We start from the raw sequence: 22,665 nt of genomic DNA, 5'->3' as shown, positions 1-22,665 counted from the left end.
ATAATGCCAGGTCCCGCCCCCTTGGCCGCGCTCCGACCCGCTCACATCGAAGTGCTCCCGCCATTGGCGATAGCTATGCACACTCCGTTAAATAACGTTGAAGTTATGAGTCCCCCGGCCACGCCGTGGTCGAACCAGCCCAAGGCCCTCCCGAGTAAGGAGTCCAGCGGCGACGCGGAGCTGGCCATCGACCCGGTTGTACTCACCGCCATCACACTTCCGTCGAGGCGAGGGCAGCACCATCCCGACCTCGGCGTGCTCATCGGCACCAGCTTCGCGGTCCTGCTTGCGTTGGTGGTCTACCTCTTCTTCGCGCCGCTGGGTTCGGCACCGGCCCGAGATTCGGCGACCGGCGGATCGGCGGCGGCCGTCCCGGCGAACGCGGTCCAGGTCAATCGTGGGCTGACCATCGGAAAGGTCACCGCCAACGATGGCAAAACCGTTGCGGTGCAAGGGATTTTGGGTGCCACGACGAAGGTTCATGTCACCCCTGGTACCCAGGTGCTTGTCCTCGCCGCCCGCAGCGTGTCGGAGGTGACGATCGGTGCGGCGGTCGTCATCTACGGCAACAAGGAGGCCGACGGCACCATCACCGCGAACCTGATAGTCGGCGGCTCGGTGAGCTAGGGAGCTACCGGCTCGGCGATGAGGCCACCGGTGAGTTCGACGGACCGGAGTCGATCATCGATTTCGGTGGCGTGGTGGGCGACGATGAGTTCGTCCGCTTCGATGGAACCCGCGAAATCCGCCAGGTACGAACGGACTTCGGCGGGTGTGCCGACTGCGGTGTATCGGGTCATCGCAGTGAGCTGGCTGCCGTTCGGCGAGGCGAGGAATGCATCGATCTCCGCATCGGTGAAGTCGGTGCCCGCAGCGCTACGCCGAATCATGGCTCGCGCGCGAGCACGGTAGGCGATCGTCTTCTGCGCCACCGCGGCATCGTGGTCCTCGGCCGCGAACACGTTGAGGCCCGCCATGACATACGGCTCGGCCAGTTGCTCCGACGGCCGGAACTTGTCGCGGTAGACGGCGACCGCCTGATGCAGCGCGTCCGGCGCGAAGTGGGATGCGAAGGCATACGGCAGGCCGAGCTGCGCGGCGAGCTGCGCGCCGAACAATGACGAACCCAGAATATAAAGCGGCACAATGCTTTCCGCGCGCGGCACGGCCTGCACACCGGGCACTCGCGAGTTGCCCGATAGATAGCCCTGCAGCTCCAGTACATCCTCCGGAAACGAGTCCGCCGAGGCCGGATTGCGGCGCAGCGCGAACATGGTCTTCTGGTCACTGCCGGGTGCGCGGCCGAGTCCGAGGTCGATCCGTCCGGGGAACAGCGTCTCCAGGGTGCCGAACTGCTCCGCGATCACCAGCGGTGAGTGGTTGGGCAGCATGATGCCGCCCGCCCCGAGTCGAATGGTCTCCGTCTGCGCCGCGACGTGACCGATGAGAACACTGGTGGCGCTCGACGCGATCGCGCCCATGTTGTGGTGTTCGGCGTACCAGACGCGTCGGTAGCCGCTGCGCTCGGCGGCCTTGGCCAGCGCGACGCTGTTTTCGAAGCTGTCGCGTGCGGTGCAGCCGGGTGCGATCGACGCCAAGTCGAGGATCGACAATGCGGTGGGCATGAAACTTCCTTCGTAGCTCAGAGAACGCGGTGGAGTTCTTCGGCGAAGGCCCGGATGCGGGCTTCGTTACGGCGGTAGTAGGTCCACTGGCCGCGTCGGGTGGCGCTGAGGAATCCGGCGCGCTGCAGGATCGCGAGGTGCGCGGATATGGTCGAGGCCGAGGTCCCGGCCTTCTGCTGGATGAGACCGACGCACACCCCGAGCTCGGCGGTGTCATCGCCCCGTTCCGGGAAGTTCGCATCCGGATCCTTGAGCCACGCCAGGATGCGCAAGCGGGTCTCATTCGCCAATGCTTTGCACTCGTCGAGCACATCCACCTCCTTCGGCATTTCGCTAATTAACGAACTTACGCCGGATGCGGCGAATCGGCATCGTGACGCAGCACACGCCGCCGAACGCTCGAGGAGCAGCGAGCCCGCGCGTTTGACGGCACGAATGATCGGAGCGGTTTCGAGCGTGGCGGCCAGCGCAGCCCGGACACTCAACGAAACGCCCATGCCGCTACGCAACGAAGACGGGAACGGACGCCGTTGCCACGCAACGACGTCCGTTCCAAGGAGCTACTTCTTGCGTTCCCGCTTCTCACGCACGCGAACCGAGATACGAACCGGAGAACCGTCGAAGCCGAACTCCTCACGCAGGCGCCGCTCCAGGAACCGGCGGTAGCCCGCCTCCAGGAACCCCGTCGTGAAGAGAACGAATGTCGGCGGCCGGGTGGTTGCCTGCGTGGCGAACAGGACGCGCGGCAGCCGGCCACCGCGCATCGGCGGCGGTGTCGCGGCGATGACTTCCTTGAGCCAGTTGTTCAGCCGACCGGTGGGAATGCGCTTGTCCCAGGATTCCAGTGCGGTTTCCATTGCGGGAACCAGCTTTTGGACGGCGCGGCCGGTATGCGCGGAGATATTGACGCGCTGTGCCCACGGCACCCGGACCATATCCCGGTCGATTTCCTTGTCGAGTTGCAGGCGACGATCCTCATCGACCAGATCCCACTTGTTGAAGGCCAGCACCAGCGCGCGACCGGAATCCGCGACCATGCTGATCACTCGCAGGTCCTGTTCGGTGATCGGTTCGGAGGCATCGATCAGCATGATCGCGACCTCGGAGGCCTCCAGCGCCGCCTTAGTGCGCAGCGACGCGTAGAACTCCATGCCGCTGGCATGGGAGACCTTGCGGCGCAGACCCGCGGTATCGACAAATTTCCAGATCTTGCCGCCCAATTCGACCAGCGAATCGACCGGGTCGACGGTCGTGCCCGCCACATCGTGTACAACCGAACGCTCATCACCGGAGAGCTTGTTGAGCAGGCTGGACTTGCCGACGTTGGGCTTGCCGACCAGCGCGACCCGGCGCGGGCCGGTCCCGCCGGTGCCCTCCCGCGGAGTTTCCGGCAGGACTTCCAGGACATCGTCGAGCAGGTCACCGGTGCCGCGGCCGTGCGCGGCGCTGACCATACGCGGCTCGCCGAGACCGAGCGACCACAGCGCGGCGGCCTCGGACTCGACGCGTTCGTCGTCGACCTTATTGGCGACCAAAATCACCGGAATCTTGGAGCGGCGCAGCTTCTTCACCGCGGCCTCATCGGTGGCCGTCGCACCGACCACGGCATCGACCACGAGCAGGATCGCGTCGGCGGTCACCATGGCCAGTTCGGCCTGGCGGGCGACCGACTGCTGCAGGCCCTTGGCGTCGGGCTCCCAGCCACCGGTGTCCTGCACGAGGAAACGGCGACCCGCCCAGTTCGCCTCATAGGAGATGCGGTCGCGGGTCACGCCGGGAATGTCCTCGACAACGGCTTCACGACGACCGAGGATCCGATTCACCAGGGTCGATTTGCCGACATTCGGACGGCCGACGACCGCCACCGTCGGCATCGCGAGGTGCTCGTCCTCGCCGAACTCACCGTCGAGATCGGCTATCTCCCAATCGGATTCGTCACTCCAGACCCCATCCCCCGCGAGCACGTCTTCACTCATGACTGCGCCTCGCTTGCGCTCGGCTTCGGCGCGAGTGACACTGCTGTGTCTGTGGTTCGTTCGCTATGCTCGCTCACGCTGTCCTACCTGTCCGGCCGATCGAAACCTGCCGCACCACAACGCGATACAGCTCGTCGATGACCTCATCCATATTCAGTTCGCTGGTATCGACCTGCACCGCGTCGTCGGCCGGACGCAGTGGGGACACCGTGCGAGTGGAGTCGAGGGTGTCGCGACGCTGCACGTCGGCGAGTACACCCTCGTAGTCGTCGCCGCGGCCTTCGGCGATGTTCTGTTGGTTACGCCGCTGCGCGCGGGCCTCGGCGGAGGCGGTGAGGTAGATCTTGGCGTCGGCATCCGGCAGCACGACGGTGCCGATATCGCGCCCCTCGACCACGATTCGCTGTGCGGCGAAAGCGATTTCACGCTGCAGGGCGACGAGCAGCTCGCGCACCTCGGCCACGGCGGACACCGCGGACACCGCCTTGGTGACGGCATTGCCGCGGATCTCCGAGGAGACGTCCTCACCGTCGAGCAGGATCAGCTCCCGGCTGGGATCGGTGCCGATGGTCAGCGGCAGCTCCTTCACCGCCGCGCCGATCGCTGCCGAATCGGTCAGCTCGACACCGGCACGCAGCACCCGCAGCGTCGCGACGCGGTACATCGCGCCGGTGTCCAGGTAGCTGGCGTCGATTCGGGTGGCCAGCCGCCGCGACACACTGGACTTGCCGGTACCCGAAGGCCCGTCCATGGCAACGACCAGCGGTGTGCTGCCCTCTACCATCGCAGGGACATCCACGGGAATCTCTACACCGTTCACAACGACACCGCCTCGTAAAGTTTGCCGACTTCATCGCGGCCGATCACACGTAGCGTGCCGGGCCGCTGGTCGCCCAGCGCGACCGGACCGATATTGGTGCGCACCAACCGGGTCACCGGATGGCCGACCGCGTCGAGCAGTCGGCGCACGATGTGCTTGCGTCCTTCGTGCAACACGATCTTGACCAGCGAACGTCCCTCGCCCAGCTCGAGCACCTGGAACTTGTCGACCTTGGCCGGACCGTCGTCGAGTTCGACGCCGTCGCGCAGACGCTTGCCGACCGACTTGTGGACCTCACCGTTCACCGTCGCCAGATAGGTCTTGGGCACCTGGAACGACGGATGCATGAGCCGATGCGCGAGGTCGCCGTCATTGGTGAGCAGCAACAGCCCCTCGGTGTCGGCATCCAGCCTGCCGACGTGGAAGAGGCGCTGACCGGCCGCGATGCGTTCGGCGACGATATCGCCGACGCACGGGCGGCCCAGATCGTCGGACATCGTGGACTGCCAACCCTTGGGCTTGTTCAGCGCGATGTGGACCAGCTCCTCGCGCACCATCACGCGGGTGCCGTCCACACGGACCACGGCATGCTGCGGATCGATCCGCAGGCCCTGCTCGGTGACAATGGCGCCGTCGACCTCGACCCGGCCCTGGGCGATCATCTCCTCGGCGGCACGGCGCGAGGCGACACCGGCCTTGGCGAGCACCTTCTGCAGTCGCTCGCCCTCGCCCCACGGCAGCTTCTCGTGGCCGCCCTCGGCGGGCTGGTCGACGTGCTGTTTCCGGGCGGGCTTGGCGTTGCTCAGCAGCGGGGCGGCGACGACCTTCTTCTGCGGCTTCGCATTCTTGGCCTTCTTACCGACGGGCGCGGACATCGCTGCCGACGTCGTGCGGCGCGACGGATTGCCTTGCTGCGCAGTGCCGCCCGCCGCATAACCGCGCGAGCCAGCGGCGCGTGGTGCCGAACCGCCTTGTGCGGCACCACGATAGGCGTCGCCACGCGAACCACGATGATCGGAGCCGCCCTGTGACGAACCGCGGTAGCCCGAGCCACCCTGCGCGGAACCGCGATAACCGCTGTCGCCCTGGGACGAACCGCGATAACCGCCACCCTGCGACGCGCCACGTCGGTCGGAGCCGCGATAGCCGCTGTCCCCCTGCGACGAATGACGGTATCCGCCACCGCCCTGCGAGGTGCCGCGGTAGTCACCGCCACGTGCGGAGCCGCGCTGATCGCCCCGCGACGAGCCGCGGTAACCACGATCGCCACCTTCTGAATCCCCCCGATACCCCCCTTGCGAGGAGCCGCCCCATGCGGCCCCGCGCTGGGTACCTCCCCGTTGCGCCGAACGCGCATCGCGTGCGTTTCGGCCTGCGCCACCCCTGCTGGGCTGGTCGCTTCTGGTCCTACGATCCGGTGTGCCATCTCGGCGAGCGGGCGTATTCATGTTGTCCTGTCGGTCTTATTCGGTACCGAGATCCAAATCGGTCTCGGCGGATTTCTTCAGCCTGGTGTAACGGGGGTCCGTGTCCAGGCTCTCGTTGATCTCGTCGATCAGGTCGACGCCCGGCAGCAGGGGCGCCAGTGGCGGCAGATCGGACAGTGATGCGAGTCCGATCCGTTCCAGGAACAGTTCGGTCGTGCGGTACTGCGTGCCGTTCGTGTCCGGGTCGACCCCGGCCTCGGCGATCAATCCGCGAGCCAGCAGGGTTCGCATCACGCCGTCGACGTTCACGCCGCGCACCGCGCTGACCCTGGTCCGGGTCACCGGTTGGCGGTATGCCACCACCGCCAATGTTTCCAAAGCGGCCCTGGTCAATTTCGACCGGGCGCCGTCGAGCAGCATCCGTTCCACATACGGCGCGTACTCGCTGCGAGTATAGAAGCGCCACCCGTCACCCACGAAACGCAGATCGATGCCACTGGCCCGCGCAGACAGTTCCGCCGCCATGTCGTGCAGCACCCGCTCCACCCGCGCCGGTTCATCCCGCAACGCGTCGGCCAGCAGCTCTACCGGCGCCGGAGCATCCACAACGAGCAACATCGCCTCCAACGCCGACCGGAATTCATCATCATCCAGCGGTTCCGGCGTGAACTCCGCCACTACGTCATCGGAACCGGGATCGGCGTCCTTTTCGGGCTTCACCGCAGTCGCGGACGCTGCGGCATCGATGAGCCCTTCGCGACCGCTCGGCCGCGGCGCCTCGGGCAACGCGTCATCCGTTCGCTCACCCGCCGCGAAGGGCACGTCATCCGTATGCTCGCCAATGACCGCACACTCGATGCCGTTGCGCTCGAGGGGTGTCGCATCGTCGGTGCGCTTACTCACCCGTAGTCCTCCTCGATGGTCACGGTGTCGGCGGTCTCGTCCTCGGGGTCTCCGATCCAGCTGATCGAGAGCGGGCCGAGTGGGTCGGGCTGGTCGAACTCGATGGTCTTACCCCGGTACAGCTCGAGCAGTGCCAGGAAGCGGGCGACGATCTGGATCGGCACCTCGCAGTCTGCGACCAGTTCGCCGAAGGTCGTCCAGCCACCCGGTCCGCGCAGTTTGAGCTGTTCGAGCACGAGCGCGGCCTGTTCGGCGACTGAGAACGCGTGCTGGTGCAGGTGGTCGAGTCCGACCCGCGGCGCCGGACGGGGCCGGAAGGCCGCCGCGGCGATCGCGGCGAACTCGTGTGCATCGACTCCCAGCCTAACCTCGGGCAACAGGTCGGCGTAGCGCTCCTCCAGCCCGACCGCGCGCGGATAGCGCCGCAACGCGACAGCCTCCAACTCCCTGAGCAATTCGGCGACCTGTTTGAACGCGCGGTATTGCAGCAACCGGGCGAAGAGCAGATCGCGCGCCTCGAGCAGTTCGAGATCCTCGGCGTCGGTCACCTCACCGGAGGGCAGCAGTCGCGCCGCCTTGAGATCCAGCAGAGTCGCCGCGACGACCAGGAATTCGGTGGTCTGATCCAGGATCTTGTCCGCGCGCAAGGTACCCTGCTGCCCGATGCCGGCGGTCAAAGCCTTTGTGTAGGCAATGAATTCGTCGGTCACCTGATGCAACGCGACCTCGGTCACGTCGAGCTTGCGCGAACTGATCAGATTCAAGAGCAGATCGAACGGCCCCTGAAAGTTGCTCAGCCGCAGCTGAAACCCGGACGTCTGCCCGGTCGGCTCGCTGCCAGGTCTACCGGGCGGATCATCGTGCGCCGCGGCAGAGTCCTGCGCAGCCGACGCCCCACGCCCGGCGTCGGAGTTCCGATCGGCGAACTCATCAGACCCCGAGTCGAGCGTTTCCGTGTTCGTCGATGGCGCCGGTTCCGTACCGCCGATCACCGGCCGGACCGGTGGATGACTTCTCGCGCCATCGCTCGATATGCTTCGGCCCCACTGGATTTCGGCGCCCACGTCGTGATGGGTTCACCCGCGACGCTCGCGTCCGGAAAGCGCACGGTACGCATGATCGCCGTGTCGTACACCAACTCGCCGAACACCTCGACGACACGCGCCATGACCTGTCGCGAATGTAGTAGCCGCGCATCGAACATGGTGACCACGATGCCGTACAGGCTCAGACGCGGGTTCAGGCGGTCCCGCACCTTCTCCACGGTGTCGTTGAGCAAGGCGAGTCCACGCAGTGAAAAGTACTCGCACTCCATCGGAATGATCACACCATCGGAGCAGGCCAGCGCATTCACCGTGAGCAGGCCGAGCGACGGCTGACAGTCGATGAGGATGTAGTCATAGCGATCACGCACCGATTGCAGCGCGCGCCCCAGCGTCTGTTCCCTGCCGACCTCGTTGACCAGCTGGATTTCCGCGGCCGACAGATCGATATTGCTCGGCAGCAGATCCATATTCTCGACGCGGGTCTCCATCAGGACCTCGTCGATCGATACCTTGGATCCGATGAGCAGGTTGTGCACGGTCAACTCGAGATCGTGGTGGGCCACACCCAATCCCGCCGACAGCGCACCCTGCGGATCCAGGTCCACCAGCAGCACCCGTCGACCGAATTCCGCGAGCGCGGCGCCCAGGTTGATGGTCGAGGTGGTCTTGCCGACGCCCCCCTTCTGATTACACATCGCGACGATCAGCGCATCACCGTGCCGCTCGACCGGCGGCGGGTCGGGCACGGCACGCAGCGGACGCCCGGTCGGGCCGAGCGACGTGTCTTCGGGGACGGGTTCGGCGCCGTTGCCCCACAGCGTTTCCGCCGCGGCTTCCGAGTACGGACCCGTCCGGGTACCCGTAAGCGGCTGCGCCCCAGCACTCATCGGCGGTTCTGCCGCACCGGCTGTCGTCACGATCCGCTGCTCCTTATACGTTCCTGCTCGTTGCCTTCGCCCGCCTCCGGCATCATCTGCCCGAGCGTAGCGAGGCCGATCAGCCCCGACCTCGCTTTCGTACGGTCCAGCTCTCGATAGACGCTACCGCCTTACCGCGCAAGACCCACGCTCGGACACGCGACACCCCCGTTTACCTGCGCAGGCGTCCACACCTCTAACGCCAATCCGGTCCGCCGTCGAAATGGACGTCGAACCGATCGTGGAGCTCCTCCATGCTGTCCCAATCCGCCTCACCCCGAGCGATACGACCGAGCTGCCGGAAGTACTCGAATCGGACGATACCCGGAGTGAGTACCGCGAAGAATTCGGCCGGACCGTCCGCGGACGCCCCGAAGGCATGCACGGTACCCGGCGGAACCACCACCAGACCACCTTTCGCTACCGCGTGACGTGCGCCGTCGACGAGGAAATCCATAGTCCCGTCCAGGACATAGAAGATCTCCGTGGATTTCGTGTGATGGTGCGGCCTGGTCCCATCCGCACCTGCTTGCAAGACGAGCCGATTCGCCCCGAGCAGCCCGTCGGTGTTCTCGCTGTCCTCGAGCAACCGGAACGATCCGCCACCGGGCAGCGACACCGCCTCGACATCTCGCTCTTGAACGATGAAAGCCTTTGCCATCCGATTCACCTCATATCGGTATGCCGAGACCACCCGATCCCGACATACCGACACAACCGGACCACAGTCCCATTTTCTTCCCGTCGCGAATTCCTATGCAGCATGCCGAATCCCGCCGGCCGCCGACACGGCCCGGCGCACGTTTGGTACGCCACAAACGGATTCATCGGGCAACGCACGTGCCGCGCCACCGCGGAATCAGCGGGCGCGCGGGTGAGCGGTAGCCCAGACCTCGCGAAGGGTGTTCACAGTGACCAAGGTGTAGATCTGAGTGGTTGTGACCGAGGCATGCCCCAGAAGTTCTTGGACCACCCGCACATCCGCACCTCCGTCGAGCAAATGCGTTGCGAAGGAATGCCGCAGTGTATGCGGCGAAACCGTGGCGCCGATGCCGGCCCGCTCGGCAGCGGTCTGCAGAACCTGCCAGGCACTCTGCCGCGACAATCGCCCACCGCGGGCATTCAGGAACAGCGCGCCCGCAGTGCCTTTCCCATTCGCGGCGAGCACCGGCCTACCCCGCACCAGATATGCGTCGACAGCCGCCAGCGCCGGCCTGCCGATCGGAACCAGGCGCTGCTTGCCGCCTTTGCCGTGCAGCACGACAGCCCGTTCCTCGGTATCGAGGTCGTCCACGTCGAGACCTACGATCTCCGAAATCCGCGCCCCGGTCGAATACAGCAGCTCGAGCAGCGCCCGATCGCGCAATCCGCGCGGCCCACCATCGGTTCCGACCGCATTCGCATCGCCGATCGGCGCGCCGCCGGCCGCCTCCAGCAATCGCAACACCTGGTCGTACGGCAACGCTTTCGGCAACCGACGTCCCGGCGTCGGCGGCTTCACCGCATGTGCGACATCGGTACTCGTCATCCCCTCCGCCGCGGCGAAGCGATGCAGTCCACGCACCGCGATCAGCGCACGAGCCACCGAACTGGCTGCCAGCGGCGGGTGCGTTTCCCCACCCGCCCGCAACGCCATGGTGAACTCCGCGACATCGGATTCACCGACCTGCTCCAGTGCCGTGATCCCGCGTCCGATCAGGAAATCCCGATACCGATCGAGATCGCGGCGATACGCACCGAGGGTGTTGCGGGCGGCGCCGCGCTCAACCGCAAGATGATCGAGGTAGGCATTCACCTCCCGCGCGAGCACCGCCCGGACCCGTCAGTCTTCGGACTGCCGCTGCGCCTTGCGGCGCAGTAATGCGGTCGGCTGCCCTGGCCACGGCGCATCGGCCGGACGCAACTCCGCCCCGCCCGCCCTGGCGGCCACGAGCGCGAGCACACCAGCGACCGCCGTGGCATTGACGATCTCGCCCGCCAATGCGGCCCGCACGGCCTCGTCCACCGGCATGCGGACCAATTCCAGGTCCGCCTCCTCCAATTCCGGATCCGGCCGATCGGTTTCGTACAGCCCCCGCGCGGCATACACCCGCAGCGCCTCATCGGTGAATCCGGGCGAGAGCGCGACATCCACCAGCACCGACCATTCCCTGGCGGCCAGTCCCGTCTCCTCGGCCAATTCGCGTTTTGCTGCTGCCAATGGATCCTCGCCAGGCACATCGAGCAACCCGGCGGGCAACTCGAGCAGCCGCCGACCGATCGGATGCCGGTACTGCTTGATCAACACCACATTGTCGGCATCATCGATCGCCGCGACCGCAACCGCCGCATGATGCTCGATCACCTCGCGATCGACGACGCGTCCGCCCGGCATGGACACCTCATCGAGCCGCAAGGCGAGGATGGCGCCGCTGTACACGGTCTTGCTCGCCACCGTCTCGAAATCGTGGCTGCCCGGCTGGGCTCCCCCGCTATCACTCATCTATGACGCCTGATCTGCGTTCGCGAACTCTTCGTCCGGGATATCGACCGGAAGCCGCTCGGCCAGTTTATATCTCAGCGCCGCCGCGATCAGCGCGGCGAACAACGGGTGCGGCCGGGTGGGGCGACTCTTGAGCTCCGGATGCGCCTGGGTGGCCACGAAGAACGGATGCTTATCCGCGGGCAGCTCAACGAATTCGACCAGATGCCCATCGGGCGAGGTACCGCTGAATTTCAAACCGCTGGTGGCGATCTTGTCGCGGTAGGCGTTGTTCACCTCGTAGCGATGCCGGTGCCGCTCGGAGACCTGGTCGGTGGCGTAGGCCTGCGCGACCACCGACCCCTTCTGCAGCGTCGCCGGGTAGGCACCCAGGCGCATGGTGCCGCCGAGATCGGCCTCGCCCGCAACGATCTCCTTCTGATCGGCCATAGTGGAAATCACCGGATGCGGTGTGTCCGGCTCGAATTCGGCTGAATTGGCTTCGGCCAGACCGACCGAACGCGCCGCCTCGATGACCACACATTGCAGGCCCAGACACAGGCCGAGCAGCGGAAGCCCCCTGGTCCGCGCGTATTTGATGGCACCGACCTTGCCCTCGATGCCACGGATACCGAATCCGCCCGGAATCAGCACCGCGTCCACGTCGCGCAGCGCGGCCTGCGCACCCGCCGGGGTCTCGCACTCATCCGACTGCACCCAGCGGATATTCACCTTGGCCCGCGAGGCGAATCCGCCCGCGCGCAACGCCTCGGTGACCGACAGATACGCATCGGGCAGATCGACGTACTTGCCGACCAGCGCGACCTCGACCGTCTCCCGTGGTTGGTGCACTCGATCCAGCAGATCACCCCAGACGGTCCAGTCCACGTCCCGGAACGGTAGCCCGAGCCTGCGCACCACATAGGCGTCCAGACCCTCACGGTGCAGCACCTTGGGAATGTCGTAGATCGACGGCGCGTCCGGCGTGGAGATGCACGCATCCACATCGACGTCGCACATCAGCGCGATCTTGCTCTTGAGCGCCTGCGGCACTTCGCGATCGCAGCGCAGGATCAGCGCATCGGGCTGAATACCGATATTGCGCAGCGCGGCCACCGAATGCTGGGTCGGCTTGGTCTTGAGCTCACCCGAGGGTGCGAGGTAGGGCACCAGCGATACGTGCAGGAAGAACACATTGTCTCGGCCCACATCGTGGCGGATCTGGCGGGCCGCCTCCAGGAAGGGCTGCGATTCGATATCGCCGACGGTGCCACCGATTTCGGTGATCACCACATCGGGCACCTGCCCCTGCAGATCCGGGCCCTGCATCGCCAAGATGCGACTCTTGATCTCGTCGGTGATGTGCGGAATGACCTGCACCGTGTCACCGAGGTATTCGCCGCGGCGCTCCTTGGCGATCACTGACGAATAGATTTGCCCGGTAGTCACATTTGCGTCCCGGGACAGGTCCCGATCGAGGAACCGCTCGTAGTGGCCGACGTCGAGATCGGTCTCCGCGCCGTCTTCGGTGACGAACACTTCTCCGTGCTGGAACGGATTCATGGTGCCCGGATCGACGTTCAAGTACGGGTCGAGTTTCTGCATGGTCACCCGCAGTCCGCGCGCGGTCAGCAGCTGACCGAGGCTGGAGGCGGTAAGACCCTTACCCAATGAGGAGGCGACACCGCCGCTGACGAAGATGTGCTTCGTGGCCGTTCGCGCCTGATTCCGTGTATGACCCACGGGTCTTCACGGTAACACGAAATTGCTGGTCTGATCACACGCCATGCACGTTTGCCACCCAGTCGCTGCCATCAATCGGATCCGGCCCTTGCACCATGTTCGCAGCGCGGGTCTGGCGAATCAGCTCGCGGGCGGCGCGACGAGTGTGAGGGAGGTCGCCTTGGTGCCGGTTCCGTATCGGCCCGCACCGCCGTTGAGCTGCTCGCTCAAGCCGAGCACGGTGGTGAGGCGGCCGATCTCGCGGTCGAGATTGTCGACGGTGGTGACGGTCGTGGCCAGCGCGGCGTCGGAACGAATGATCGCGATCGGGCCCGGATTGTCGGCGGCGCCGGAACGCCCCGCCAGCACTGCACCTGCACCCCGGCCGCGCAGCGCGCCGGCAAATCGGGCGATATTGCTGCCCTGACTGTTCTCACTGGACTTCGCGCCGTCGCCGGTGACGACAACGGCGAGGTTCGCGGCCTGCGTCGGGGTGTCGCCGTAGGCGAGGAAACCGCCGCCACGCAATGTCTCCAGCACCAGGCTCAACTCCTGCGGGGTGCTGCGCGCTTGCGGGCTCGCCGGATCGAGCAGCAGCACCAGGCCGAGCAGATCGCCGGCCATACTGCCCTGATCCACCTGACCGGTGCGCAGCTGCGCGCCCGCGGGGATGACATTGGTGACCGCGGTGCGCATCCGATCGCCCTCGGCGGCGTCGAGGAAGACGTCGGTGAGGGCTATGCGGCCAATCACGGTCGCGCCGGAGGTTTCCAGATCCTTCGCGACGGCCTCGACATCGGCGGGTTCGGCGTCGGGGGTCGTGAACACCACGACGCTGCGGTCGGTGAGCGTGCCACCGAGGATCCGCCCCGCCGACCCGGCGATGAACCGGTCCGCCGCATTCATTTCGTCACTGAGCCGCCGGTTCTGCTCGGTGGCCACATCGAGCTGTTTGCGCAGATCCGTTTTATCCGCGCGTAATCCGGAGAGCAGGTCCGCCGCCACGGTCTGCGACCCGAGCACCACGCCGACGGCGAGGGCCAGGAAGATCGCGACGATCGAAACCGCGTGCTGCCGAATCGAAATCATCGGTTACCTCCGGCAGATAGGCCCTGGGCCCATAGCTCGAACCGGTTCCAGGTATCGCTGGCCCAATCCAGCGCCTCGGTCCCCATATTCGAGGCGAGCATAGCCACGATCACCGCGACGAGGGCGGCTAGCACGACCATCGCGATGGCGGTGCCGGTCGCTCGGTTTCGATAGAGCGTAGCGACGGCCTTGGCATCCACGAGTTTGGTGCCGATTTTCAGTCGGGTGAGGAAGGTCGCCGGATTGCTGTCGCGGCGGCCGCGGTCGAAGAAATCGTCCAGCGAAGCAGCGGCACCGGCGGTCACGATCAGCGCTGCGCCGTGGTGGTGGGCCAGCAGCAGCGCCAGATCGGACGGTGCTCCGGACGACGGAAAGGTCGTCGCGCCGATGCCGAGATCCTGGATGCGTTCCAGCCCCTTGGCATGGCCGTCGGTGTCGGCGGGCAGGATCATCTCGGCACCGGATTTCAGGGTGGCGGTGGTGATTTCATCCGGGTCGCCGACGATCAGATCGGGACGATAGCCGTCTTTCATCAATGTGTCCGCGCCGCGGCCGACGCCGACCATGATCGGGGCATATTCCTTGATGAACGGCTTCAGTCGCTTGAGATCGTCCGCGTGCTCCGGGCCATCGGCAACCACGACCACATGCCGATTCTTCATATCGAGCTCGAGCTCCGGCACCCCGATACCGTCGATGAGCAGCGCACTCTCGGTGCGAATGAATTCGATGGTATTGCCCGCGAAGGCCTCCAGATGATCGGCGAGGCCGTTGCGCGCCTCGATCATCCGCTCGGAGATATCGGATTCGGTCAGCTCGATGCCCGTGACCAGGACCTCGGGCTCCTTCTTGACCAGCTTGTCGGCGTAGACGACGCCCTCATCGATGCGGACCTTGGTGCCGTCCTTGATTCGGAAGGCGTCCGAACTCACGGTGTCCAGCAGCAGAATTCCGTTGGCGACCAACACTTCCGGCCCTAGATTGGGATAGCGGCCCGAGATCGATGGCGAGGTATTCACCACCGCGGCCACGCCCGCTTCGACCAACCGATCGGCGGTGATCCGATCCAGATCCATTTCATCGAGTATGACGACATCACCGGGCCCGACCCGCTTCAGCAGACGCCTGGTGTTGCGGTCAACCCGAGCTATCCCGGTCAGCCCGGGCAGCGCTTCGGTGTTCTTCGACAACAACGCCAACATCTTCATGGGCCAGATACTGATCGCAAACCCTCAACCATTGGTGGAGGCGCGCCGCATCAACTTTCACATTCGTCACTGTGGTACCACGAACACCACGTCGCGTCAGAAACACCTCAACCAATACCCGTATGCTGCGGGTCACAGATATCCCGAATGAGGAGTCACCATGGTCAGCAGCACCGTCGACGCCATGATCGCGGCACCGCGTGATGTCGTCTACAAGTTCTTCACCGAGCGGGACCGCATCAACCCGTACATCCCGGTCGATTTCACCTTGAAGACCCCTGGTTCTCCCACCCCGTCGGGCGTCGGCGCGCAGTACTTCATCGGCAAGGCCGGCGTCGGCATCGTTGAGGAGACCACCAGACTGGTCCCCGGCGAGCTGATGGAATACAAGATCATCAAGGGTGCTCCGGTGAAGCGGCACGTCGGCACCATCACGTTCACCGACGCCGGTAACGGCACCCTGCTCTCCTACACGATGGAGTCCGAGCCCAGCCTTCCGATCCCGGCCAAGGTGGTGAAGCTCGGCCTCGAGAACCTCATCAACCAGTTCCTCAAGGGCGCCCAAAAAGCCCTGCGCTGACCTCAGGCGAGGGCACGTTCGGCGCGGGCGGTTTCAAGGAGTTCCTCGGCATGGGCTCGGCCGGTTTCGGTGTCATCGAGACCGGCCAGCATGCGAGCCAATTCGATGACGCGCTCATCTTTGGTCAATGCCCGGACGCCGCTGTTGACCTTGCCCTTGCCGTCATCGGACTTGTCCACCACCAGATGGGTGTCGGCGAAGGCCGCGACCTGCGGCAGATGGGTCACCACGATCACCTGATGGGTGCGCGCGAGCCGGGCCAGCCGACGCCCGATCTCGACCGCGGCTCGGCCACCGACACCGGCATCGACCTCGTCGAACACCATGGTCGCGCCATGATCCGAACTGGCGAGCACCACTTCGAGAGCCAGCATCACCCGCGACAGCTCACCACCGGAAGCGCTCTTGCTCAACGGCAATGACTGCGCGCCGGAATGCGCAGACAGCCGAAATTCCACCTCGTCGACACCAGTGGAACCCGCATGCAATTCCTGCCCGTCCACCGTCAGCGGCGCGGAATCCTGCGGGCTCGCGGACACCGGCCGCACCACGACCTCGAGCTTCGCCCTACCCATTGCGAGCCCACCGAGTTCGGTGCTCACCGCCGAGGCGAGCTTGCCCGCCGACTTGGTGCGCGCCGCAGTCAATTTGCGGGCCGCTTCCCGAACGCGTTCCGCGGCGATATCCACCTCAGCCGCCAGCGCGGCCAACGCCTCTTCGGAGACATCGAGCGAGCCGAGACGCGTGCGCGCCTCATCGGCCCACGCGATCACCCCATCAATATCCGGTGCGTACTTGCGGGTCAGCGATTTCAATTCGGCCTGCCGGGTGAGCAGCGAATCCAAAGCGCCTGGATCCGAAGGCAAATTCGAAAGGTAGCCACTGAGCTCGGTAGTGAGATCGACGACCACCGCGATGGCCTCACCGAGTCGCGGCCCGAGCGCGGTCAGTGCCGGATCGTGGGCCGATTCGACGCGGGCCCGCGCAGCGCCGAGCAGTTCCAGCGCGCCCGAACCGTCTTCGGGCGAATCAGCGGGACCGGCCAAGGCGTCGTGCGCGATCGCGGCGGCCTCGCGCAGCGAATCCAGATCGCTGAGCCTGCGCACCTCGTCGACGATGCGCACATCCTCGCCGGGTTCCGGTGCGATGGCGTCGATTTCGGACAGCGAATGCTTGAGCCGGTCGGCCTCCAGCGCGATTTCCCTACTGTGTGCGGTACGTTCGAGCAGCTCATTGCGGGCATCGAGCCAGGATCGCCGCTGCACCTGGTACTTTCGCAGCAGCGGACCGACCGTATCCGCGGCGAACTGGTCCAGCGCCGACAGCTGCTGCTCCGGACGCTGCAGCCGCAACTGATCGTTCTGACCGTGCACGGTCAGCAACGGCGCGGTGAAATCGGCAAGGACAGCGGCGGGTACACCACGACCGCCGAGGTGCGCGCGGGAGCGTCCGTCGCTGCCGACGGTGCGGATCGCGATGATGCTGCCGTCGTCATCGCGTTCGGCCGCAGCCGATTCCAGGACGTCCTGCACCTGCTTCTGCGCGGTGGTATTCACCTCGTCGACGGTGAACCGCCCCTCGACCACGGCCCGTGCCGCACCCAACCGGACGCGGCCCGCATCGGCCCGTGCCCCGCTGAGCAGGTGCAGGCTGGTCACCACCATGGTCTTACCGGCACCAGTCTCACCGGTCAGAACCGTGAGACCAGCATGGAATTGCGCGGTAGCCGTGGATATGACGCCAAGCCCGTCAATCCTGATCTCTGTCAGCACGTGTGCTCTCCGTTCGCCGTCGGCCACGCCAGCCTGTCACGGGCAATTGGAATTTGCGCACCATTCGGTCGGCGAATGGTGCGGAATCCAACCGCACCCACCGCACCGGTTCGGCGCCGCGAACCGCCTCGAGCCGCCCGCCCTTCGGCAATGCCAGGGTGCGCCTGCCATCCAGGATGGCTATCGCATCATGGCCCGCCGCTACGGATTCGACCGCGATCCTGGACTCCGGACTGGTCACCAGCGGCCGCGCGAACAGGGCGTGCGCATTGCTCGGAATCACCAGCAGCGCTTCGAGTTCCGGCCACACCACCGGGCCGCCCGCGGAGAACGCGTAGGCGGTCGATCCGGTCGGTGTGGAGATGAGGATGCCGTCGCAACCGAACTGCGAAACCGGACGCCCGTCGACCTCGAGCACCACTTCGAGCACACCCATGCGCGCGGCGTTCTCGATGCTGGCTTCATTGAGCGCCCAACCGGTTTCGATGACCTCATCGTCCACCTGGACGCTCACATCGATGGTCATCCGATGCTCGAGGCGGTATTCGCCGCGGACCACGCTCGCCAATGCCTCATCGAGATGTTCGGCCTCGGCCTCGGTAAGAAAACCGATGCGGCCCAGATTGATTCCGAGCACCGGCACCCCCGCGGGCCTAGCCAATTCGGCCGCGCGCAAGAAGGTGCCGTCACCGCCGAGCGAGAGCACCATCTCGCAGCCGACCGCCGCGTCCGGGCAGTGCTCGACCACACGGGCCGGATATCCGCCCGGTTCGGCGACGGCCGTCCCGCCCGCGGTGTCGGACTCACAATCGAATCGGGTGCTGTACGCCTCGTCCGCGAGCACGCGCAGCCCGATGCCCGCATCCGCGAAAATCTTCGCGACGCGATGAGCGGTTTCGATGATCTCCGCCCGGCCCGGATGCGAAACCAGCAGAATCTCTCTGGATCCGGCCGGCGTCAGCGCGTTCACTGTGGACCCTCCTCAACCGCACGTTCGACAAGGGCCGCGACCTGCTCGCCGTCGTACTCGAACTGCCCGTCCTTACGGAGCCACACAAAGTATTCGACATTGCCCGACGGGCCGGGAAGCGGGCTGGCCACCACCCCGACGGTGCGCAAGCCCAATTCAGCGGCGGCCGTCGCGACATCGCGCACCACTTCCGCGCGCAGTGCAGGCTCCCGCACCACACCGCCGGAGCCTACCCGCTCCTTGCCCACCTCGAACTGGGGTTTGACCATAGGCAACAGATCGGCGCCGGGCGCGGCACAGGCCGCGAGTGCGGGCAGCACCAGATTCAGCGAGATGAACGACAGATCTCCGACGACGAGTTCGACGGTGCCGTCAATGGATTCGGGGGTGATGGCGCGGACATTGGTGCGATCGAAAACGCGCACCCGCTCGTCGTTCTGCAGCCGCCAGATCAGCTGGCCGTAGCCGACGTCGACGGCGACGACCTCACGCGCTTGCCTGGAGAGCAGGACATCGGTGAAGCCACCGGTCGACGCACCGGCATCCAGGCAGCGCTTACCTGCGACGGTCAAGCCCTGGGGTTCGAATGTCTCGAGCGCACCGAGCAGCTTGTGCGCACCGCGCGACGCCCACGACACCTCATCGGGCTCCGCGCGCACGACCAACGGTGTGCCCGCCTCGACGGCCGTCGCCGGCTTCACGGCGACCGTTCCAGCAATCAGGACGCGGCCCGCACCGATCAGCTCGACCGCATGTTCACGCGATCGCGCCAATCCGCGGCGAACCAGTTCGGCGTCCACCCGCGCGCGCCTGGCCACCTCAGATCTTGTCCACCGTGGCCAGTGCCTGCACAAGCACCTCATGTGCCTGCTCCAGGATGCGGGCGCGCCGGGTGATATCGGCGCCGGAATCGGAGTCCGTCGGCGGCGGCGCCGCCGAGCCGGTCCACGCTGGACGCGCGTCGAGTTCGGCGAGCAAACCGTCGACCTCGGCACGGATCCGCATCGGATCGGCAGGCTCCAGGCGTCCCGGTCCGCCCGGCAGATGCTGGCCGGGCAGCGGTGGCCCGGGACGCGGTCCGTTCGAGCCGGGGCCGTTGGGGCGGGGCATCGGAGTAGTCATCGTGGGATCAACGCTATCGGATTTCCGAACCGGACGCGCGCACCCTTACGGCTCGTCCCGGGTTACGCCGTAAGCGTTCCGCCAAGTCGTCGGCGAGGTCGGTCGCCTCGTCCTCGGCCGGCGGGTGATTCAGTGCGTCCAATGACTCCGAGGCGTAGGTCGGGATCAGGTCCGCAGGGGCGTCGCGTAGTTCGTCAAGGGTGCTCACACCGGTCAGCACCAGCAGCGATTCGAGACCGACGCGGTTGGCGCCCTCGATATCGGTGTCCAGACGATCGCCCACCACCAGTGCGCTGCGCGTACCAGCGCGTGCCAAGGCGTCTTCCAGCAGTGGCGCATACGGTTTGCCCGCTACCACCGGCTCTCTGCCGGAGGCGGCACGCAGTGCGGCGACAATGGCGCCGTTGCCGGGCGCGAGACCGCGCTCGTTCGGCAGCGTCTTATCGGTATTGGCGGCAACCCAGAGTGCGTCTGCGCTCAGCGCATAGGCCGCCTCGGCCAGATCCGGCCAGGCGGTTTCGGGTGAATGTCCTTGTACGACAGCATCGGGCGCGGCGCCGTTGAAGCGCCGGATCGCAATCAGCCCGGCTGCCTCGACCTCCTTGGCCAGGTCATCGGTGCCGACGATCAACACCGTGGCCCCGGAATCGAGCCGCTGCGCCAAAACGCGTGCCGCCGCCTGCGCACTGGTCACCACATCATCGGCTTCCGCCGCGAATCCGAGCTCGGCCAAATGCCGCGCAACCACGTCCGGACCACGACTCGCATTATTCGTGACATACACAAGCCGCTGTGCCATAACGGAACCCGCCAGCGCCTCCGGCGCGCCCTGGATCACCTCTAGCCCGCGATACAGCGTGCCGTCCAGATCAAGCAGCAGAGCTGCATATCGCTCTCGTAGCCGCTTCACACCACTCTCACTCCATGTCGCCGATCGACACCTTGCCGTTCCCGAACCCTACGCCAGCCCGTCGACGCGAAAATGAACGCCAGGCAGTGCACAGTCCGTGCCGGTGCGGCCCAACACACCGGCCGCACCTTCGTTTCATGGCGACAGACAGGGAGCCCGTTCCAGTCACCGCACGCGACGAGGTCGTCGATGGCGGGTCCCAGCCGCAGAACCCTACAGGTCGGTGTCGCCGGTCAGTTCTTCGGCGCGTTCCTCGGCATCGGTTTCACCGTCGAGGTCGGCCGCGGCGGCATTGAGGAACCAGGTGAGGCCCTCGGCCGTGCGGCCCGCGGCGACCAGGGCGTCGGCGTAGGCGTAGAAAAGGCGGGCGGCGGCGGAACCGGTGCGGGAGCGGTCGAGTTCCGAGGTTTGCAGGGTGACAACGGCCTGATCGTATTGGCCGAGGTCCATGCGGGCGCCGGCGACCACGATGCGGAGTTCGGTGGCCTCGTCACCGTGCAGGGCGCGGGCCTCGTCGCTGCGGCCAAGTTCGATGGCGCGTTCGGGGCGGCCGAGGCCGCGTTCACAGTCGGCCATGACGGCGAGCAGACCGGAACCGCCGGACATCCGGCGAGCGGTGCGCAATTCTGAAAGGGCTTCAGCCCATTCACCCGCGTGGTAGGCGGTGACACCCACGGTTTCACGGACCACGGCGATGCGGCCAGCGCGTTGGCGGGCGGCCCGTGCATGGGCCAAGGCGAGACGCGGGTCGTCGTCGATGAGCCGGGCCGCCATCACGAGATGCCGGGCTACGGTTTCGGCATTGCCCTTATCCAGGCTCAGCAGATCACGGCGCACCTCGGTTTCGAGGTCGGCGGCCTGGACGTCATCGGGCAGATCCGGCTCTTCGGGACGCGGTGCGCGTCGATCTGCCGAGCCACCCCCGGAACGTGCGCCTTCGCCACCACGACGGCGATCCTGCACGTCGTCGCCACGGCTCCAGCCGCCGCGCTGATCCGAATCGCCACGGCCACCGGATTCGCCGCCACGGTCGAAACCACCACGCCGACCGGCGTCATCACGGCGCTTGAACCCGCCGCGTTCGTTCACGTCACTGCGCTGATCCGAGTCGCCACCGCGCTTGTAACCACCGCGCTCACCGCCGCCACCGCGGCTGAACCCACCGCGATCGCCCGAGTCGCCGCGGTTGAAACCACCACGCTCACCCGAACCGCCACGGCTGAAACCACCGCGCTCACCAGAACCACGACCGGAGCCGCCACGATCACCAGCACCACTGCGGCCGAAATCACTACGGCCGCCGGAGTCACTGCGCTGTCCGGAATCGCCGCCGCGTTTGAAGCCACGGCGCTCGCCGGAATCACCACCACGATGGAAACCGCCACGCTCGCCCGAGCCACCTCGGCCGAAACCGCCACGCTCGCCGGAATCACCACGTCGGCCGGAATCGCTGCGACCGAAACCACCACGGTCGCCGGAGCCGCTACGGCTGAAACCGCCACGCTCGCCGGAATCACCGGAACGCTTGAATCCACCGCGTTCGCCCGAACCACCACGATTGAAGCTGCCACGGTCGCCGGAATCGCCTCGTCGGCCAGAGTCGCCGCGCTCGGAACCGCCACGTCCACCGCTGCGACTGAAACCACCGCGATCACCGGCACCGCGGTCGTAGCCGCCCCGCTCTCCGGGACCACCGCGAGTGAAACCACCGCGGTCGCTCGCGCTGCGATCATTCGAACCACTTCGGGTCGAGTCGCTGCTGCGTTTGAAGCCGCGCCGTTCGCCGGAATCACCCCGGTCGGAGGAGCCACGGGAGGCACTTCCCCGATCGCGGTCGGGACCGTCCTGCCGGAAGGACTTCCGGCCGTCGTTCTGTTCCGACACGGTGGCCCCTTTCTAGGTTCCGCCAGAGGTTGTCGAACCCCTGAATTCAATCACGTGTCGGCGGTCGGGCCCGAACACGGCATAGATATAGGTGCAAAAACGACGATAGGGGACCCAAGTTTTGGGTCCCCTATCGTGAAGGATGTTCCGGCGGTGTCCTACTCTCCCACACCCTGTCGAGTGCAGTACCATCGGCGCTGGTGGCCTTAGCTTCCGGGTTCGGAATGGGACCG

23 protein-coding genes and 1 rRNA gene are annotated in these 22,665 nt (G+C 66.2%); 2 read left to right on the top strand and 22 right to left on the bottom strand.

Annotated elements, in window-relative coordinates:
* The first annotated feature begins 105 nt into the window (after positions 1 to 105).
* Positions 106 to 627, top strand: a complete 522-nt coding sequence (locus tag AB0L63_RS31390) for a hypothetical protein (RefSeq protein WP_364508353.1) — start codon at positions 106 to 108, stop codon at positions 625 to 627.
* Here the strand turns inward: AB0L63_RS31390 and AB0L63_RS31385 are convergent.
* From AB0L63_RS31385 to steA, 14 genes are all read right to left on the bottom strand, one after another.
* Positions 624 to 1,625 (bottom strand): LLM class flavin-dependent oxidoreductase, encoded by a 1,002-nt coding sequence (locus AB0L63_RS31385; RefSeq protein WP_364508351.1) that lies wholly within the window; start codon positions 1,623 to 1,625, stop codon positions 624 to 626. The genes AB0L63_RS31390 and AB0L63_RS31385 overlap by 4 nt on opposite strands.
* A gap of 17 nt (positions 1,626 to 1,642) precedes the next feature.
* Complete coding sequence (locus AB0L63_RS31380) at positions 1,643 to 1,954, bottom strand: metalloregulator ArsR/SmtB family transcription factor (protein WP_364508348.1); 312 nt, start codon at positions 1,952 to 1,954, stop codon at positions 1,643 to 1,645.
* Between the two features lie 231 nt (positions 1,955 to 2,185).
* Positions 2,186 to 3,601 carry a ribosome biogenesis GTPase Der gene (der, locus tag AB0L63_RS31375; RefSeq protein WP_364508345.1) on the bottom strand — a complete coding sequence of 472 codons (1,416 nt, stop codon included), beginning with the start codon at positions 3,599 to 3,601 and terminating at the stop codon, positions 2,186 to 2,188.
* A 73-nt stretch (positions 3,602 to 3,674) separates the two neighbouring features.
* Positions 3,675 to 4,385 (bottom strand): (d)CMP kinase, encoded by a 711-nt coding sequence (gene cmk / locus AB0L63_RS31370; RefSeq protein WP_364508463.1) that lies wholly within the window; start codon positions 4,383 to 4,385, stop codon positions 3,675 to 3,677.
* 32 nt (positions 4,386 to 4,417) lie between these two features.
* Positions 4,418 to 5,296: a pseudouridine synthase gene (locus AB0L63_RS31365; protein WP_364508342.1), complete on the bottom strand. Its 879-nt coding sequence runs from the start codon at positions 5,294 to 5,296 to the stop codon at positions 4,418 to 4,420.
* 588 nt (positions 5,297 to 5,884) lie between these two features.
* A complete protein-coding gene (gene scpB / locus AB0L63_RS31360) occupies positions 5,885 to 6,526 on the bottom strand; it encodes an SMC-Scp complex subunit ScpB (RefSeq protein WP_364508461.1) in 642 nt (213 codons plus the stop codon).
* 221 nt (positions 6,527 to 6,747) lie between these two features.
* Positions 6,748 to 7,554 carry a segregation/condensation protein A gene (locus AB0L63_RS31355; protein ID WP_364508458.1) on the bottom strand — a complete coding sequence of 269 codons (807 nt, stop codon included), beginning with the start codon at positions 7,552 to 7,554 and terminating at the stop codon, positions 6,748 to 6,750.
* Between the two features lie 185 nt (positions 7,555 to 7,739).
* Positions 7,740 to 8,684 (bottom strand): ParA family protein, encoded by a 945-nt coding sequence (locus tag AB0L63_RS31350; protein WP_364508456.1) that lies wholly within the window; start codon positions 8,682 to 8,684, stop codon positions 7,740 to 7,742.
* 226 nt (positions 8,685 to 8,910) lie between these two features.
* Positions 8,911 to 9,375 (bottom strand): cupin domain-containing protein, encoded by a 465-nt coding sequence (locus AB0L63_RS31345; protein WP_364508339.1) that lies wholly within the window; start codon positions 9,373 to 9,375, stop codon positions 8,911 to 8,913.
* 198 nt (positions 9,376 to 9,573) lie between these two features.
* On the bottom strand, positions 9,574 to 10,524 hold the full coding sequence (gene xerD, locus AB0L63_RS31340; RefSeq protein ID WP_364508336.1) for a site-specific tyrosine recombinase XerD: 951 nt from the start codon (positions 10,522 to 10,524) through the stop codon (positions 9,574 to 9,576).
* A gap of 12 nt (positions 10,525 to 10,536) precedes the next feature.
* Entirely contained in the window at positions 10,537 to 11,196 is a 660-nt protein-coding gene (locus tag AB0L63_RS31335) for an NUDIX hydrolase (protein ID WP_364508333.1), read from the bottom strand.
* Positions 11,197 to 12,918, bottom strand: coding sequence for a CTP synthase (locus AB0L63_RS31330; protein WP_364508331.1), 1,722 nt, complete (start codon positions 12,916 to 12,918; stop codon positions 11,197 to 11,199). It lies immediately after the preceding gene.
* A 120-nt stretch (positions 12,919 to 13,038) separates the two neighbouring features.
* Positions 13,039 to 13,986, bottom strand: a complete 948-nt coding sequence (locus AB0L63_RS31325; RefSeq protein ID WP_364508328.1) for a copper transporter — start codon at positions 13,984 to 13,986, stop codon at positions 13,039 to 13,041.
* Positions 13,983 to 15,194, bottom strand: a complete 1,212-nt coding sequence (gene steA, locus AB0L63_RS31320) for a putative cytokinetic ring protein SteA (RefSeq protein WP_364508326.1) — start codon at positions 15,192 to 15,194, stop codon at positions 13,983 to 13,985. The genes AB0L63_RS31325 and steA overlap by 4 nt, the downstream gene beginning before the upstream one ends.
* A gap of 160 nt (positions 15,195 to 15,354) precedes the next feature.
* On the opposite strand from steA, the gene AB0L63_RS31315 reads away from it, so the two are divergent.
* Positions 15,355 to 15,774: an SRPBCC family protein gene (locus AB0L63_RS31315; protein WP_364508324.1), complete on the top strand. Its 420-nt coding sequence runs from the start codon at positions 15,355 to 15,357 to the stop codon at positions 15,772 to 15,774.
* A 2-nt stretch (positions 15,775 to 15,776) separates the two neighbouring features.
* Here the strand turns inward: AB0L63_RS31315 and recN are convergent, their stop codons facing one another.
* The 8 genes from recN to rrf form a co-directional block, all read right to left on the bottom strand.
* Positions 15,777 to 17,546, bottom strand: a complete 1,770-nt coding sequence (gene recN, locus AB0L63_RS31310; protein ID WP_364508321.1) for a DNA repair protein RecN — start codon at positions 17,544 to 17,546, stop codon at positions 15,777 to 15,779.
* Positions 17,524 to 18,516, bottom strand: coding sequence for an NAD kinase (locus AB0L63_RS31305; protein WP_364508318.1), 993 nt, complete (start codon positions 18,514 to 18,516; stop codon positions 17,524 to 17,526). The genes recN and AB0L63_RS31305 overlap by 23 nt, the downstream gene beginning before the upstream one ends.
* The gene (locus AB0L63_RS31300; RefSeq protein ID WP_364508316.1) at positions 18,513 to 19,334 is read right to left on the bottom strand and encodes a TlyA family RNA methyltransferase; all 822 of its coding nucleotides are present in this window, start codon (positions 19,332 to 19,334) and stop codon (positions 18,513 to 18,515) included. The genes AB0L63_RS31305 and AB0L63_RS31300 overlap by 4 nt, the downstream gene beginning before the upstream one ends.
* Position 19,335: 1 nt before the next feature.
* Complete coding sequence (locus AB0L63_RS31295) at positions 19,336 to 19,638, bottom strand: hypothetical protein (protein ID WP_364508313.1); 303 nt, start codon at positions 19,636 to 19,638, stop codon at positions 19,336 to 19,338.
* A 13-nt stretch (positions 19,639 to 19,651) separates the two neighbouring features.
* Positions 19,652 to 20,548, bottom strand: coding sequence for an HAD-IIA family hydrolase (locus AB0L63_RS31290; RefSeq protein WP_364508310.1), 897 nt, complete (start codon positions 20,546 to 20,548; stop codon positions 19,652 to 19,654).
* Positions 20,549 to 20,761: 213 nt separating this feature from the next.
* Positions 20,762 to 21,637 (bottom strand): hypothetical protein, encoded by an 876-nt coding sequence (locus AB0L63_RS31285; protein ID WP_364508307.1) that lies wholly within the window; start codon positions 21,635 to 21,637, stop codon positions 20,762 to 20,764.
* On the bottom strand, positions 21,634 to 22,281 hold the full coding sequence (locus AB0L63_RS31280; RefSeq protein ID WP_364508304.1) for a hypothetical protein: 648 nt from the start codon (positions 22,279 to 22,281) through the stop codon (positions 21,634 to 21,636). Before AB0L63_RS31280 ends, AB0L63_RS31285 begins: the two co-directional genes overlap by 4 nt.
* A gap of 296 nt (positions 22,282 to 22,577) precedes the next feature.
* A 5S ribosomal RNA gene (rrf, locus tag AB0L63_RS31275) occupies positions 22,578 to 22,665 on the bottom strand; the annotation flags it as partial.

This window comes from Nocardia sp. NPDC051990 (assembly GCF_040680755.1).
Taxonomy (GTDB): domain Bacteria; phylum Actinomycetota; class Actinomycetes; order Mycobacteriales; family Mycobacteriaceae; genus Nocardia.
The sequence above is the reverse complement of the archived record's forward strand: the minus strand, read 5'-3'. Positions and strand labels throughout refer to the sequence as shown.